Source organism: Anaerotignum faecicola, assembly GCA_024460105.1.
In the GTDB taxonomy this organism is placed as follows: domain Bacteria; phylum Bacillota; class Clostridia; order Lachnospirales; family Anaerotignaceae; genus JANFXS01.
On the sequence record JANFXS010000002.1, the window covers coordinates 26,997 to 43,655 of the forward strand.

Genomic DNA, 16,659 nt, shown 5'->3' on the forward strand with positions numbered 1-16,659 from the left:
TAATAAACAAAGAGTTGATTTTTATTACATTGTGTATTATAATACTAATAAATATCATAATCAATAACCAGCTTAATGTTTATTTATTGATTACTGAACATTAAACCGCAAATAGTTTATTTAATTTGTAAATTCTCTTTAACTGTATAAGAAAGGATGTTACTTATGGATACACCAAAGGAAGACAGGCGCGTCCGCCGTACAAAAAAGCTTCTGAAACAAGGTTTAAGCGAGCTTATGAAAGAAAAAGATTTTAAGGACATATCAGTAAAAGACATAACTGACAGGATGGATCTGAACCGCGGCACGTTTTATCTCCACTACACAGATATATACGATCTTTTAAATAAAATTGAAACCGATGTTTTAGACGATTTTCAGCGCGTGATAGACACATACCGCCAAAAAACGGACAAAAGAAGCCTGCTGCCTGTAATCGAGCCGCTTGCGGCATATATCAGCGAAAATGCGGACATATGCAGGATACTCTTTTTAAACAAAGCGTCTACCGATTTTTCAATAAAGCTTAAAAACCTTATAATAACCAATGGAAAAACTCTTATTGAAGAAAGATTTAAAATAAACGCTTCTGCCGAAACGATTAATTACCTTTTAAATTATATGGCTTACGGAATTATAGGAATTATGAAAGAATGGCTTTCAGATTTTAATTCAATAGGCATGAATGAAATTATCAAGCTTTCAGATAAAATATTATATTCGACAGCGAAAGCGTTGGAATGACACAATTAAGTCCGCCCCAATAAAATTGCCGTACTGCTTTAACCTTAGAAACTAAAGCCGTTTCTTCTATTACGGCAGACATGCATTTATTTAATAACATACTGTACGGCAGTATGCGGCGGTTTTAAATCAGGCTCATCTAAATGTATGAGTATTTTTGAACCGTAAAATATTAATACTTCCATGTAAAAATGTTATTTATATTTTAATCTTTTCCGTTGCGTCCATTTTATCCCTCAACACGGAAAAGATTTTTTAACCGTCATGAATATAATTGTTTTTGTGTTATTTAATTCCGCTTTTAAAGTCAGTTCCTATGATTTTTCAATAATAAATCCAATAATCCATTCTGCCGTAAAAAAGTAAATACCTCCGGCCCAATCCACTTATTGTCCGGAGGTATTATCATAATTACTATGGAAGCTCAGTGGTATAGCCTAAAACTTCCTTTTGTTCAAACCATGGCTTTTGCAAGCCGTAGTATCATACTTTCACTGTAACGGTAAAAAGATAAATACATCATTGTGTTATCGTCAAAACCGCATTTTTCCTGAATAATTTTTTTAGCTTCCTCCAAAGTCATATCTTTTTCTTCCACGTGCGTCCCTCCTAAGTTATTCAGTCCGTTTTCCTTTATAATCGCGGCATAATCCTTATAGGCCCTGTCCATATCTACATAGCCGTATATTCCGTTTACGGCTCCCTTATCCGTATACTGCCACATGCCTACATTCCCTTTATATGTGTAATCTCCGGAAGTATACTGCGCAAGCCATACGTCAAACCTCTTTAATCTGCCGTTCATAATAAGTTTGTTTTCCAGCCAGTATTTGCTTGCATATAAAATTGCATAATACCCGGCTGCTTCAATTTTTTCTAAAAACGCCGATGCAATATCCGTAATCCGTTCACGGCTAAGCGATGCTTGTACACTGTCCTCAATGTCCAAAGCTATAGGATATGTGAATTTATATCCCTTTATTAAATTCAAAAAATATTCGGCCTGTGAAGAAGCTTCAAATACATTTGCCGCAGAACAATAATAATATGCGCCTATGTCAATACCCGCATCAGCGGCCCCAACGGCATTACGCCTGAAATACGGATCCTCGTTTGCGTTGCCGTATCCGGCTCTTATCATTGCAAACCGAATTCCTTGGTTCTTAACACCCCTCCAATTTACAGTGTTTTGCCATCTGCTTACATCTATGCCTGTTATCATAAAACGCCCCCTTTAATCGGACTTGCTATAGTATATGAACAACAATCGTATACGTTACAAAATAACACAAAATATTCACTGCCGGCAGTATAAAAAAAGCGTACTTTTTCATGCATAAAACAGGCCGACTCTTTGATAATCCTATCATAAGTTTTTAAATTACCCATATATCCCTATTTCAATATTAATTGGCAACTCTTATTTTACAATAACCAAACTCTGTATTTTTTGCATCCAATTATTTTATATTCTGTTGTAACTCATGATTGTCAAACTTTTCACTATGCCCGTTCCGTTTCTTATGCATGGACATAAAAATACAATGTAAGCGCGATAACGGCGCGGCATATAACAACATCCGTTTTATATTTACAATTGCACCCGATTAATTCATTCAAAACAAAAAGACAATTTATTTCTTTATCAAAATAAATTGTCTTGCCGTTTTTTAATCTCTATAGTTTTCTTTGTAAATAATTATATCATTAATAAATAATGCCGCCGTTTTTCATCGCTTATTGTCAATCATCTTGTTAAAAGCTCTGACGCATTGCTTATGCAAACGGCCTTCGGCAAACCTTAAACCGATAAAATCCATGGAAATCAAGCAAAAATTAAATACTATACTGTTCCACAACAAATAAAAAGCTATGTATTTCAAATATTAAATTCACATATCTGTATATTTTTCAATATAAGCCGGTATTAAGACTCTTCCATTTGCTGTGATGCCGCAACTCTTTTGTATAATTACATATAAACTCATTAAATTTAGAACTTATAAGAGTTTCCTTTGTTTTTAATCTCTTCTGTCAAAAAAAAGGCCCCATTAACAATGTAGGCCTTTAAATTGTTTCCGGCTTAAAAATATACCGATATTCTTTATCCATTCCAACAATTCCAAATATAATTTAAAAATTACCGGTTAACAGCTATATTCTATTATATTCCATAAACGCAATTGAGTATTTACCCAATCCATAAACCGCATCAATACATCCTTTTTACATTAAACCATACATCCGTCGGCAGAAATTACCTGACCGGTAACAAAAGAAGCCCTGTCGCTTGCAAGGTAAACGGCCAAATCCGCTACTTCATTTGTTTTTCCGAAACGCATCAGCGAAATTTCATTAGTTAAAATCTCTTTTTCTTCCGGATTAAGAAATTCGTTCATTTTTGTATCTATCACTCCGGCCGCAATAGCGTTTACCCTTATTCCGCTTGGCCCCACTTCTTTTGCCATAGCTTTTGTAAAAGAATTTACGGCTCCTTTTGTAGCCGAATAAACGGCCTCGCACGACGCCCCGCGTTCTCCCCATATCGACGATATATTTATAATTGTGCCGCTTTTTCGGCTAATCATCTTAGGCAAAGCCAAATGCGTGCAATTTATACATGATTTTATATTTACATTTATTAATTTATCCCACTCTTCGGGAACCATATCGGTAAAAATCCCAACATGCGATATGCCGGCATTATTTACAAGTATATCAACATTGCCGTATATATTTGTTATATTCGCAAACATTTCTTTGCAGCTTTGATAATCCGAAACATCAGCGAGATATGAATATGAATAACATCCCATTGCCTTTAATTCTTCCTGGGCTTTAAGAAGTTCGTCAGAACTTACGGAAGCATTAAGCACAATATTGCACCCTTCTTTGGCAAAAGCAAAAGCAACCGCCTTTCCTATGCCTCGGGACGAACCTGTTACAAGCGCTGTTTTTCCCTTTAAATTCATGAAATCGCTCCTTCCAATATCCCATTCTTATGTTTACATATAATAATGTAACATTTTTCGATATTTTAGGCAAGCGGAACTTGGAGTATTTTATAAAGAAGGTTCAAAACCATCAGATTTTGAGGAAACGGTCTATCCATATTCCAATACCCCGCCCCGGCAAAACCATATTCGTCAATAAGTTTAAGCTTTGCTTCTATGCTTCTTGCATCTTCAAACCATACCTCGCAGAACGTTCCGTTGACATCGGTAAAATTATAAAATGGAGATTGAGCTGTTTCGTCATATTCTATCTGTGCGCCATATTCCGCCGCTATTTCCACAGCCATTACGTTTGAAAGAGAAGTTGCCTTCGACTCTCCCTTGACATACGGCAATGTCCATAAATATCCGTATGTTGGCACTCCCATAAGTATTTGATCAGCAGGAATTTCCGTTATGGCATAATCAAGCACTTCCCTCACTTTATTAATCGGAGCTACGGCCATCGGCGGGCCATATGTATATCCCCATTCATACGTCATAACAAAAGAATAATTGGCCGCCGCGCCGATTCCCAAATAGTCATGGCCGACATATGAAGGCCCCTGCTGGTTGGAACTTGTTTTGGGGGCAAGCGCCGCAATAACAATGTATCCGCGTATATTGAGCCTGTTTGTAAGTTTAGCCACAAAGTTCACATAATTTTGTCTGTCTGACGCCGGAACAAACTCAAAATCTATATCTAACCCGTGATAACCTTTTGTTTCCAAAGTAATAAGTATATTTTCTATCAGTATATCCTGAAGCTCATAACTGTTAAGAATAAGGCTTGCAAGGTCACTGCTGAATATACCGTTTTTATCAAGAGTAGATAAATGCATAAGCGGAGCTGTTCCCATAAGCTTTGCAGCGGAAATTATATCCGTATCGTCAGTGCCGATGAGCGTCCCGTCATCATTTATTCCATAAGTAAATATAGTGACATATGTAAGGTATGGCAGGACGCTTTTTAAATAAGTTTGATTAACATTTGAATATACATATCCGTTTACTTTCGTCGTGCCTATTGGAACATCCTCAAATTCTATAACAATTATATCTCCGGTTACCATAAGACGCGAACTTAAATAAGGATTGTTCCTTAAAAGCGTTGTGACAGATACATTGTACGTTTTCGATATGCTCCATAAATCATCCCCATGCTTTACAACATGAACTATATTAGGCCTTGCAATTATAATTGTCTGCCCAACAACAAGGTTATTGGGATTAGGCAGCTGATTAATATTTTGTATATACTCGCCGCTGAGATTATATTCTTCGCTTATGGAAAAAAGCGTTTCCCCGGGTTTTACAACATGTATAATCATATATCACACCCCCTTAAACAAATTTTATGTTTAAATATTAAAATAAATGTTTATTAAACGCAATAAAGCCGCGCTTTAAACCTCATGCATAAAACGCGGCATGTAATAACAACAATCTGCGCCGAAAGCGGCGTCGCATAATTTTATAACAATAGATACCATATTTTAACATAGGTATATAAAATTCAAAACTCTGTCTGTGCATCCGTAATTTCAAAACAAAAATAATAATGCCGTATATCCTGTCGTTTATAAGTGTTTTTAGGCTTCGAATTTATTTTTTATTTAAATTCGTTTCTGTACAATGCACTCTTTTTAATCATTCCTTATTAAAATCTGAGATAACTTGTTCCTTCAAGCGGAATTAAAACCTCTATATAAGGCCTTCCATATGCAAATCCTACAACATAAGTTGTATAGTAATTCCCTCCTTTAAGCACCATATTGGGATGGGAAACAACTATTTCCTTCGTGCTGTCAAGCTCAACTTTCATTGTATGCCTTCCGGGAATAAGCGAAAGATAGCTTGTTACTTCCATAAAATTCAAATCGTAAACAACAGGCGTGTCATCAATATATATATTAACGCCGCCGCTGTCAGGAGAAAGATTTATAAACCGCATAAACGCACATTCCGGGTCAATTGGCATAGGACCGTCCGAGAAAATTTCAACCTGTACTTCGCTTACGGTGCCCACAATGGCCGCAGTTGCAATTTCTTCTTTTTCCAATACAATACGCATGTCTACAAGCTGTTCCAAATGGTTGCCCGTCGGAAAAACTTGAATTATATAAGAACCTGCTTTTAGCGTAATATATTCTGTAAAATCCTCAAATTTTAAATTTTTAACAATAAGTTTCCCATTAATATATACATCTACATTTAACGGCGGATCGTTAGGCAGCGCATGCAAAAAACGCAGATACGCCTTATCAAAATTAGGCTTGCAGCCTTCAATTTCAATCTTATCTGGATACCTCATTTTTTCAACCTCCTTTGTAATTTTAATATATGACGGCAAATCAAAAAACGTTCCTGCAAATACAATAGGCAAAATTGTCTTGGAATACTAACTAAAAAAATATAAGTATAAATTTTAATATGCCGGAAATGCCGCAATATAACTAAACGAAAGTAAATTTAAATCAATTAAATATTAAATAATAAAATCAGTCTCCAATATAATATTTCCTAAAACGGCAAATCAGCAATCCGAATTATAAAATCACACATATTTTTGTACGCTACATATTTAAAATAAAAAAAATATTTATCAAATAAGAAAATTTTAGTTGACATATCAGATTTTTGTATTAAAATAGTATATGTAGCTTATCGAGGTGTGGCTCAGGTGGTAGAGCGCTGCGTTCGGGACGCAGAGGCCGCAGGTTCAAGTCCTGTTACCTCGATTGTAAAAAGGCCTTGTTTTATCAAAAACAAGGCCTTTTTATTGTTCATCTGTTTTTTTAAAAAATTATCCCTATTTTTGCTACCCCCTAATAAGCAAAGATTTTTTTATGTAATAAATTGATTTATGAAAACCCCATTTTTTACCATACAATTAAATTATCTTAATATTATGGACAAAAACATCAAATTTATGATATTATAACTAAATAATAATTCAGTAAAAACTAACAGGAAAGAGGTATAAAAATGGCACACACAGGCCGAAACAGCTTGTCTAAACAAGAGGTTTTGGACATTATCCTTGACAAAATCTTATTTTTAGAGTTTAAACCCGGGGAATCAATTCTTGACACAGAACTTGCCAAAGAACTTAAAGTCAGCCGTACTCCAATACGCGAAGCCCTCTTATTCCTTAAACATTCAAAATTCATTGATATATATCCTCAAAGCGGTACCTTTGTTTCATTAATTGATGCAGAACTAATCCGCGAAATAATATATATACGCCACATACTTGAATGTACAATCTTATCAATTTTGGCAAAAAGAAAAGAAGATATAAAAGGCAGACTTGAAAGATATATCATTTTGCAGGAACTGGCAGTTAAAGAAAACAATCAGAAAGATTATGTAAAAAACGATCACCTTTTTCATAAGGAACTTTTTGCCATGGCCGGACATGAACGTTCATGGGAATTAATCCAGAACCAGTATATACATACGACAAGGTTCCATATGCTTGATTTTTATAATTCAAAGACCGTATTCTCCACATCTTTGGCTGAGCACAAAGAAATTATCAGATGCCTTGAAAACAACGACGCCGGCGGTTTGAAAAAAGTAATTGACACTCATCACGATCTCAGCCTGCGCACAGCCGAGGATCTTAAAGCAAAATACCCGGACTATTTCGTTTAGAATTTAATTAAAAAAGCCGCGACTGATAATATGACGCGGCTTTTTTATATTTAATGGATTGAATACTACGTTCGTACTTGAATTTCATGCCGTTTACAGCTCTCATAAATCAAAGTCAGTAAAGAACAAAATTATAACTGCCTTAACCCCAGCTTATTTTGCAAAAATTCTTTTCTTATTCTGACTCATGTTAAAAAATCTTAATAATGTCCTATATAAAAAATTTTAATATTTTATACAGTCTATATACGAATCGCTGCAACTTTGAGCTTGCTATATAATACCAATCGCTGCCAATACAGTAAGTACAATAAGCCCCGATATTGACGACACGGCATTTATAATAGTAATATATTTAACACCTTGTTTTACATTAAGGTTAAAGAACTGACAAGTCGTCCAAAAACCGCTGTCGTTTACATGATCAACCATCATTGTTCCAGCTCCTATAGCTATACATGTAACAAGCGGCGAAACTGCCGTTTGTCCCATAGCGGCCATTATGGCCGCCGCCGTCATACCGGCTGTTGTCATGGAGCCGACTGCCGTCATCATTATTACACCAATTAGCCATGGTATAAATACTGCCATTATTGTGCCGTTTGCCATCACAGTCCCCAAAGTTTCTTTAAGAAGTTCTATCTGAGGAGCCGCCTTTATAATAGAGCTAAAAGCTCCTCCCATTCCGGTAATTAGCAAAGGCAGAAGTGACGCCGCAACTCCTCGGGCAACCCACTTGTTTAGCAATATGCTTCTGAACCTACATTCTCCATTGTGATGTATTTCCCTATTGGCCCTTAATATGTTTTCTTTGTATATATATCCTATAATTACATTTGAAACGGCTCCTAAGCTTAGGGCTATAACCTTATCTGAAATTATTCCGGCAAATTTATAAACTACAGATCCTTCTACAGACTTGAGCTGTATAGCAGACCCTACAGACATAAGTACAACCGGTATTAGTATCGGCAAAAGTGATATAAATGCATTTGGAAGCCCTTTTTCATGCACAATAAGTTCGTCAATGCTATCAGATTTGGCTTCATCTATGCCTTCAGACATGTCGGCGCGAGGAGGTATATATTCTTTTTCCGTCCATCTTTTTGTAACGGCCCATGTTATCATAAAAGCAGCAAAAGCTACTATCGCAGACCACATTATCATCATTCCGAGATTTGCTCCCAACAAAAGCGTTACGGCGAGTATTCCGGGCGTAGGCGGCACCATTGCATGCGTAAGGTTTAGACCAAGCTGTGTATATGAAGTCACTGTAGACATTGACATTCTTTTCCTTTTTGCAATAACATTTGCTATAGGCGCCGTGAGTATCATTGAAATATCACTGAAAACGGGAATAGATATTATAAAAGCCGTTAATGCCGGGGCCAGTTCCAAGTTTTTTCCTTTAAGCAGTTTAATAAAAAAATTTGCGATAGATTTTGCCGCTCCAGTATCCTGTATAGCCATTGCTATTGTGGAACCAAGTATAATAGCCAAAGCTATATCCTGCACTGTCGAACCAAAACCGATATTTATCCGTTCAATAGTTCCCTCTATCCCCATATTTAAAGCAAGCCCTGCAAAAAGCGCCGCAACAAACAGTGAAATAATAGGATGAAGATCAACTTTGATTATAAGAATAAGAAGTAATATAATAGAAATTGCTATAACCGCCAAAAATCCTGCTAAACCCATAAAACAACCTCCTTAATACCATTTCAGTCATCCGCATTAAGATACTTCAGCACACCTTTATGCTTAAACGCTTTTATTTTCCTTGTAAGCTTCCTGTTTGCAAGTTCAGCTTCCACCACTTCATGTCCACATCTTCTTCCGTTGATTCCAACTATATTTATACTTTTTCTATAAATGTCTATTTCAATTATATCATCATCATCTATATATGCTATTTCCCCGCCTTCGGCGGCTTCAGGAAGAATATATCCTACCGAAGGTCCCCTTGTAGCTCCTGAAAATCTGCCGTCTGTTATAAGCGCACAGCTGTTGTTAAGTTCCTCTTTGTTGCAAACAGCATCGGTAGCTTTAAGCATTTCGGGCATGCCGGCCGCCTTTTTTCCCACATAGCGCACAACAACTACCTCGCCGGGGTTAATATCTCCGTTATAAATTGCTTCTTCAGCGGATTCTTCATTGTCAAATACCCTTGCAAGTCCTTCAAAACGGTACATTCTTTTATCAAGGGCACAATGCTTTATTATTGCCCCTTTAAGCGCAATGTTTCCTTTAAGAACAGTAACGCCGCTGTCCGTATCTATAGGGTCGTCAACGCTTTTAATTATATCCGAAGTTTTCATGCCGTAGTTACCCAAATATTCACTGCCGCGGCGAAAAAATCCTGTTTTTTCAAGATATTCGAGGTTTTCTCCAACAGTCATGCCCGTTACGGTAGGCAGATTTAAATCGAGCTTATCTTTAAGTTCCAGCATTATTCTCGGAATTCCCCCTGCATACCAAAAGAATTGAGTCGGCCATTTCCCGGCAGTCAATATACTTGTTAACAGCGGAATTCCATCTGTAAGCCGTTCAAAGTCGTCAAGCGTAATTTCAATACCCAGCTCCTTAGCTATTGCCGGAAGGTGCAAAACGGCATTTGTTGAACCTCCGATAGCCGCATGTACTTTTATTGCGTTTTCAAAAGCTTTTCTAGTTAGTATCCTGCTGGGCCTCAAATCCTCTTTAACAAGACGAACAATCTTTTCGCCGGCATCTGCAGCAATCTGCATTAATATATTACCGTTTGCAGGTATTACCGCATTTCCCGGCAGGGAAATCCCCAATACTTCACTAAGGCACTGCATCGTGCTTGCTGTTCCCATATACTGGCATGCGCCGCTGCTCGGACACGCGTTCTGTTTGTAGTACCATTCTTCCGCCGTTGTCATTTTACCTTCCGTAACCCTTAAATTTGTTTCATAACATGTATCGGCCGAAATAAATGACGGTCCCGGCGCCATTGAACCGCCGCAAATATGTATGGCAGGCAAATCAAGCCTTGCAATCGCCATTAAATGCCCTGGCGTAGCTTTATCGCAAGTTGAAATAGTAACAACACCGTCAAAGCCGGAGGACATTGCATGTATCTCTGTCATTCCGGCAATTATTTCCCTTGAAATCAGCGAATAATTCATACCGGCATGCCCGGTGGCAACCCCGTCGCACATATCAGTAACCGTATATACTGAAGGCGACGCCTGCGAAGCATAAACCGAATTTTTCACAGTTTCCGCAACAGAATGTAAGTGCCTGCTTCCCGGATGACTGTCACCGGCTGTTGACTCAATTAATATCTGAGCTTTTGCAAGATCCTTAACTGTTTTTCCCGTTCCAATCCATAAAGGATCTGTTTCCGGCCCTGCCCTCCTTACATTTTGGCTGTTAAGCATGATTATTAAACCCCCTTTTTCTAAAAAGCATCCGTATAAGACATTTTAATCAACTAATATATTAATATATTTTATTTTTGCCGTCAATATACATATTAAATAACATATGAGTTGAATTTATAAAATCTATTGCTAATAAAAACATATCTATATAAGTAAAGTTGAAATATAAATGTTTTATTTTTTTAGCATAAATATATAAAAATTAAATATCAGCTTCTAACCTTTAGTCTTTCATTCTTAGTCTTATTCTTTCTGGTTCCCATTGTCATTTTACCTTACATTCACGGAGAGTTGCTTACAATTTTCAAGGCAGGTACTGGTTAAATGCTCATGGCTTAAATCGGCAGCACAACAATATCTTGATGGGCTTTAATCTTACGATAAAATTCAAATTCCTGATCACTATAAATTATCTATATTCTAATAAACATAACCATAAAAAAATATATATTCCTGTTAATCCAAAATAAATTTTTCTAAGATAAGAATTAAACTCAATAAAAAAACACCCTAAATAAGGGCGTAAAAATAACTTTTGCATACAAATTTACTCATACTTCGATTACTAATTAGACAGCATGAGGTAATTAAATTTGATATAGCCATTTGTCAAAAATATTCATTTTTTATGCTGAAAATCATATGCCTAACAATAAAAAATATAAAGTTAATTTTTAAGCTAAAATCCATATTCTTCATAAAATAATACTTCAAATTATAATGCCTTTAATATTATAACATATAACAATAAAACTAAAAGATTATTTTCTGTATAGTTTCTCAAAACCTCAGCATTTTTCAGTATTTAACCGGCAATTTTATAACATAATCGCCGGTTAAATATTAATGGGCAGCTATTCTTTAATTAAAATCAAATCTCAAATTCAACAAATAATTTTGACATTCCATCTATACGGCCTTTGGAAAATTTTCCTTAAACACCTTCACTACCTTTTTGCTCCCGTTTATGGCTGATAACTATAACCGCAATAATTGCGGCAAAGCTTATAAGGCTTACGGCGCTGCCAATATAAAAATATTGAGGTACATAAGAAAATTCAACTATATGTTCTCCAGCCGGAACAAAAACGCCTTGGATTAAACCATTTACCACATATAACTCTGCCTCTTCTCCATCAATATAAACCTTCCATCCCGGAAAATAATTCTGTATAAAGTTTAAAAATCCTTCATTTTCAAGCGTGACCTTTGCTTTAAACGAATTTTCCTCATCAGTAAACTCGCTTATCTCTCCAATATCTAAATTTTCCCTATCCTCAATCCCTAAAACATATGAATTCTTACTAAAATCATATGAAACGGCGCCAGAAAACAGTTCATTTTCAGAGCTAACATTTTTTACTGCTTCAGTAAAATACATTTTATCCAAAGCAAGATTATTTCGGTAGTAACTATATCCGTTTTCTTCAAATATTTTTGTATAGACGCCTGGTTTATATGAAGTATCCATTTCTGTTATTACTAGGTTTTTTATTTGAATATTTGAATCTGGAGTTCCTACAATCCTAAAATACTCCTGTTCGTCTGCACTTAAATTTCCGGAAAATATATAGCATGTATAGCTATTTTCCCCTTCTTCTATCCTAATTTTGTAATTTTGAGCCGGGCTATCATATTGGTTTCCGTAAAAATCCATGTATATGCTTGGATCGTTTTCATTGCTCACAGCATCAAAACTGATTTTATAGTAAGTATTATCTTTAAGCTGTATCTCGTCATAATACAAGAAAAGCTCTCCATCCATATCTAAAACATCAATACTTTCTTTACTATAAATCTGCCTGCCCTGCTCCCCTATAAAATAACTTCCTCCGTCATCGGGAACCAGTCCCTCTGAATCGGAAATAACAGTTACGCCAAGCATAGATATAATATTATTTTGCGCTATTAGATTTGTACACCCCATAGGGAACCAAGTGTACAGCCCTGAATAATTCAGAAATGCATATTCATTATTATTCATCAGCCTATATAGAGCCGGGTTATTCATTGCAATATAACAGTTAATTGTAGGTATTTCTAAAATAATTGACTTATTAAATCCAATCTTGCTTTGAAAATAAGAATTTTGAGTTTCAGACGGAAACCATAAGTTTCCGCTTCCAGCAGCGGCTTTCAGCTCATCCTTTGCTTCCATATCATATTCTTTTCCAGTCGTTTTTGAATATAAAGTGTAATACGGTGTTGTCTGAAAAAGCGTAATACACAATACCGAAACTAAATATATATAAAATACTTTTATTTTCTTACAATAAGCATATATTGCCATAAATAAAAGCGAAATGCCTGCTAACAATATAGGGGTTAAAAATATATCGTTTTCATCATAGAATATTTTAAGTTCGGGCGTAAACATTCCTGCATTTATAACTATACTGCTTATGCAGGCAAGTAAAATAAAAATTATATATATAACCACAGACGCTTTTAATATGCTGCCTTTTTTATCACTGTTTTTAAATTTTTCTGCCATTAGCGCCGCTAAAACAATCATAAAAAATATAAACAAAAACAATATACGGCTGGGAACCCTAAACGACCCCAGCAAAGGAATCCTAAAAATTATTTGACTTAAAAAAGGAATATGAGCATTTGCGGCATATAAAAATACTAACAATGATAATCCGCCTATAATTTTAACCGTTACTTTTTTCCATAAAAATATTAATGCTAATATGCATAATATTACCAAAGTCATACCAATAAATAATTCTATATCCATTTCAGAGGAATACATATAGCCATACGGCATATATACATCCGCTCCAAATATTTTAGGATAAATCATCATTAAAAGCTTTCTGAAGGATATGGAATACGTTATAAAAGTCTCATACGGAGTATCAGCGGCTCCTACCGAACTATAGTATGTCATAACTGACAGCATCGGCAATAATTGGAAAAGAATTAATGCAATATAAGAAATTCCCCAAATTATAAGATCCTTAACTGCATCTATTATATTCATTTTCCTACATATCATATGAAATAAAAGGTACAGTCCGGCTATAATATCAGAGTATAAAGCAATCTGGGCAAATCCTGCCAAAAACTGCAATGCCATAAAAATTGACGCCGCTAAAAGATTTGTCATTCCCTTTCCGTTAACATACCTTTGAATAAAATAAAATATCGAAGGTATCCAAACAACGGTAGAAATAATTCCAACATGATCTTTTCTGTATCCGCCAAGACAGATTGAATTAGAAAATATCAGTGCAAAAATCAATGCTGTCGGACTACTGCATCCTAATTCCTTTAAATAATGATACATAAAAAATCCGGCAACCATGATATGGAAACAATAATAAAACAATACGAAATACTCTATCGGCAACTGAGCAAATAAATACCCTATAGGATATAGCACGCCAAAACTCTGATCTGTTAAAAACGGGATCCCATTTTGCATATATTTACACCAATAAGGCAATATCCCTTTTAACATCATCTGGTTTGCATAGACTTTATATGAAGAAAATTGCATCCCGTCACCCGATACAATTATATTGCCGTTCATAACTGTACCAATATATATTAAAAACGGTATAGCAAAAAATAACAAAAGTAAACCAATATTTTGTATAATCCTATTTTTAACTTTACTTGTTTCCATCTACTCTTCTCCAAACAAACATAATTTCCTTTTATTCTTTCTTGTGACGCACTTACATGTACCATATATTTCGATTTAAATATTAATTTAAAAATTAATCCTTTCTTCCTCAACAACAAGAGGCCTGTTCATAATTCTCACATTCATTGCCATAATATATTCTCCCAGCAACCCTGTAAAAAATAATTGCAGAGAACCAATAAGGAAAACGCCTATTACGGCCGGAGCAATACCAGCGCTAAAACTATTCCAATACAACAGTTTTAAAATCAAATAAACAACCGCAGCTACTGCACTTAAACCTGACATAATAAATCCGGCAAATGTTGCAATCCTAAGCCCGATTTTAGTGTAAGATGTAAATGAAAGCATAGCGGCATCATACAGTCTATAAAAATTGTTGCTTGTCTTTCCGGCTCTGCGCTTTGCTTGAGTATACTGTATATCCTTCCTTTTAAAACCTAATTCAGCTACAATGCCCCTAAGAAAAGGCGTTGGATCCTTAAGTTCTTTGAGTGTAGCAATAAAGCTTTTATCATACAGCCCAAATCCCGTAAAATGTTCTATTTGCTCAATATCACTCATTTTTTTGATAGTTTTATAATAACACGAACGCAAAAAATACATTATAGGATTTTCTCTGCTTTTCGTCTTTATACAACTTACAATTCTATATCCTTTTTCCCATTCATTTACTAATAGCGGTATCATTTCAACCGGATCTTGAAAATCGGCGCACATAAGTATTGTACAATCTCCTGTAGTTTGACACATACCATAATACGGGGAATTAAACTGCCCAAAATTCTTAGCATTAAATATAGCTTTAATTCTAGTATTATTTGCGCATAAACCCCTTATCAAAGCACGAGTATTATCTTTAGAATCATTATCTATAAATACTAACTCATAGTCATAATCAGGCAAATTACATTCAAACTGTTCTATAATAGCCTTACACAACGGTACGACATTTTCTTCTTCATTATATGTTGGTACTAATACACTTATTTTCTTCATTATTAATCCCCATTTTTTAACTTTTGACTAATTATATACTGTATACCTTGAGAAAAAGGAATTTCTGCCTTCCAACCTATTTCATGTTGTATCTTTTTTATATTAGGCACAAACGTCTCCATGCCAGACTTAGGATATGGTATAGCTCCATAATTTAATTCGCTTTTTGAATTAAGGCATGACTTAATTTCTTCTATAAAGCTTTTTAAAGTCCTTGTGTCGCCGCTTCCGAGATTATATATTCCATCGGAGCATTTTTTCTCCAGAAGCAATCTTATTGCACATACTGCATCCTTAATATATAAATAATCCCATTTTTGTATTCCTAATGTTAAATTGCAGGTTTCATTATTGTACATTTTTGAAATCAAACTATTTATCAACTTATTTTCATTATCACCGTAACCATAGACACTAAAAATTCGTGTCTCTATAAATGAAATTTTATTCTCATCACAATATTTCATAGCATAACGGCAAAAATGCAACTTTTCACGGCCATACCATATAACGGGATTACAGGCAGTTTCTTCTGTTATTTCATCATTGCATACTCCATATTCAAACTGTGAACCAATAAATATAAACTTTTTGCAATTTAACTTAATAACCTCTTTCAAAAGACATACAGAATTTTCAAAATTCTCTTTTTGAATAAATTCATTATCTCTATCAGAAATAGAAGTTCCATCCCATGACAAATGCACTACCGCATCAATATCCGTATTGCACATATTAGAAATAGTATAATACTCGTCCATATTGGCTTCGATTATTGAAATATTTTTATTTTTCTTTAAGAATTCCGCCTTACTTGATTTTTTTCTCACAACTGCAGTAACATCATGTCCGTTTCCCGTTAATTCAGCAACAAGATTTCTGCCTATAAAACTTGTTGCACCTGTTACGAGTATTCTCATTCCAGCCTCCTATTTACTTTTGTTAAATACATCACATCAGCAAATCGTCAGTCTTTTTTCATAAAATCCAGCATTTATTTAAAACAAAATTAATCGAAATAAGAAAAAGCAAGTTAATTATCCGCACTATCTTATAATCAATATTAATTATTTCAAAAAAATATAAAATAAATAACACGTTTCGTATCAAATAACCGTATTAGATACTCCGACAATGCCAAATTTTACAAACTGCGCAATATATTTAAAAAATCCTCTTTGATTTTTAAAATTCA

General features: G+C 35.0%; 11 protein-coding genes and 1 tRNA gene. 3 read left to right on the forward strand and 9 right to left on the reverse strand.

Annotation, left to right across the window (positions count from 1 at the left end; all coding sequences use genetic code 11):
* Positions 1-165: 165 nt before the first annotated feature.
* Positions 166-744, forward strand: a complete 579-nt coding sequence (locus tag NE664_02790) for a TetR/AcrR family transcriptional regulator (GenBank protein MCQ4725589.1) — start codon at positions 166-168, stop codon at positions 742-744.
* 454 nt (positions 745-1,198) lie between these two features.
* On the opposite strand, the gene NE664_02795 is transcribed toward NE664_02790, so the two are convergent.
* The 4 genes from NE664_02795 to NE664_02810 all read right to left on the reverse strand — a co-directional run bounded on the left by NE664_02795 (position 1,199) and on the right by NE664_02810 (position 6,051).
* Entirely contained in the window at positions 1,199-1,966 is a 768-nt protein-coding gene (locus tag NE664_02795; protein MCQ4725590.1) for a glycoside hydrolase family 25 protein, read from the reverse strand.
* 1,009 nt (positions 1,967-2,975) lie between these two features.
* On the reverse strand, positions 2,976-3,716 hold the full coding sequence (locus NE664_02800) for an SDR family oxidoreductase (GenBank protein MCQ4725591.1): 741 nt from the start codon (positions 3,714-3,716) through the stop codon (positions 2,976-2,978).
* A 65-nt stretch (positions 3,717-3,781) separates the two neighbouring features.
* Positions 3,782-5,068 (reverse strand): glycosyl hydrolase family 18 protein, encoded by a 1,287-nt coding sequence (locus NE664_02805; GenBank protein ID MCQ4725592.1) that lies wholly within the window; start codon positions 5,066-5,068, stop codon positions 3,782-3,784.
* A gap of 329 nt (positions 5,069-5,397) precedes the next feature.
* Complete coding sequence (locus NE664_02810; GenBank protein ID MCQ4725593.1) at positions 5,398-6,051, reverse strand: DUF4397 domain-containing protein; 654 nt, start codon at positions 6,049-6,051, stop codon at positions 5,398-5,400.
* A 354-nt stretch (positions 6,052-6,405) separates the two neighbouring features.
* Here NE664_02810 and NE664_02815 point away from each other — a divergent pair.
* Positions 6,406-6,478 (forward strand) — tRNA-Pro (locus NE664_02815).
* Positions 6,479-6,725: 247 nt separating this feature from the next.
* Positions 6,726-7,397: a GntR family transcriptional regulator gene (locus tag NE664_02820; GenBank protein MCQ4725594.1), complete on the forward strand. Its 672-nt coding sequence runs from the start codon at positions 6,726-6,728 to the stop codon at positions 7,395-7,397.
* A gap of 273 nt (positions 7,398-7,670) precedes the next feature.
* Here the strand turns inward: NE664_02820 and NE664_02825 are convergent, their stop codons facing one another.
* The 5 genes from NE664_02825 to NE664_02845 all read right to left on the reverse strand — a co-directional run bounded on the left by NE664_02825 (position 7,671) and on the right by NE664_02845 (position 16,384).
* On the reverse strand, positions 7,671-9,095 hold the full coding sequence (locus tag NE664_02825) for an SLC13 family permease (GenBank protein ID MCQ4725595.1): 1,425 nt from the start codon (positions 9,093-9,095) through the stop codon (positions 7,671-7,673).
* Between the two features lie 23 nt (positions 9,096-9,118).
* Complete coding sequence (locus NE664_02830; protein MCQ4725596.1) at positions 9,119-10,804, reverse strand: dihydroxy-acid dehydratase; 1,686 nt, start codon at positions 10,802-10,804, stop codon at positions 9,119-9,121.
* Between the two features lie 937 nt (positions 10,805-11,741).
* On the reverse strand, positions 11,742-12,965 hold the full coding sequence (locus tag NE664_02835) for a YfhO family protein (GenBank protein MCQ4725597.1): 1,224 nt from the start codon (positions 12,963-12,965) through the stop codon (positions 11,742-11,744).
* A gap of 1,566 nt (positions 12,966-14,531) precedes the next feature.
* Positions 14,532-15,464, reverse strand: coding sequence for a glycosyltransferase family 2 protein (locus NE664_02840; protein MCQ4725598.1), 933 nt, complete (start codon positions 15,462-15,464; stop codon positions 14,532-14,534).
* A 2-nt stretch (positions 15,465-15,466) separates the two neighbouring features.
* The gene (locus NE664_02845) at positions 15,467-16,384 is read right to left on the reverse strand and encodes an NAD(P)-dependent oxidoreductase (GenBank protein ID MCQ4725599.1); all 918 of its coding nucleotides are present in this window, start codon (positions 16,382-16,384) and stop codon (positions 15,467-15,469) included.
* Between the last annotated feature and the right edge of the window lie 275 nt (positions 16,385-16,659).

Excerpts from the sequence above, each read along its gene's own strand:
- NE664_02790 (MCQ4725589.1), top strand. The coding sequence starts at position 166 with ATGGATACACCAAAGGAAGACAGGCGCGTCCGCCGTACAAAAAAGCTT.
- NE664_02795 (MCQ4725590.1), bottom strand. The coding sequence starts at position 1,966 with ATGATAACAGGCATAGATGTAAGCAGATGGCAAAACACTGTAAATTGG.
- NE664_02800 (MCQ4725591.1), bottom strand. The coding sequence starts at position 3,716 with ATGAATTTAAAGGGAAAAACAGCGCTTGTAACAGGTTCGTCCCGAGGC.
- NE664_02805 (MCQ4725592.1), bottom strand. The coding sequence starts at position 5,068 with ATGATTATACATGTTGTAAAACCCGGGGAAACGCTTTTTTCCATAAGC.
- NE664_02810 (MCQ4725593.1), bottom strand. The coding sequence starts at position 6,051 with ATGAGGTATCCAGATAAGATTGAAATTGAAGGCTGCAAGCCTAATTTT.
- NE664_02820 (MCQ4725594.1), top strand. The coding sequence starts at position 6,726 with ATGGCACACACAGGCCGAAACAGCTTGTCTAAACAAGAGGTTTTGGAC.
- NE664_02825 (MCQ4725595.1), bottom strand. The coding sequence starts at position 9,095 with ATGGGTTTAGCAGGATTTTTGGCGGTTATAGCAATTTCTATTATATTA.
- NE664_02830 (MCQ4725596.1), bottom strand. The coding sequence starts at position 10,804 with ATGCTTAACAGCCAAAATGTAAGGAGGGCAGGGCCGGAAACAGATCCT.
- NE664_02835 (MCQ4725597.1), bottom strand. The coding sequence starts at position 12,965 with ATGGAAGCAAAGGATGAGCTGAAAGCCGCTGCTGGAAGCGGAAACTTA.
- NE664_02840 (MCQ4725598.1), bottom strand. The coding sequence starts at position 15,464 with ATGAAGAAAATAAGTGTATTAGTACCAACATATAATGAAGAAGAAAAT.
- NE664_02845 (MCQ4725599.1), bottom strand. The coding sequence starts at position 16,384 with ATGAGAATACTCGTAACAGGTGCAACAAGTTTTATAGGCAGAAATCTT.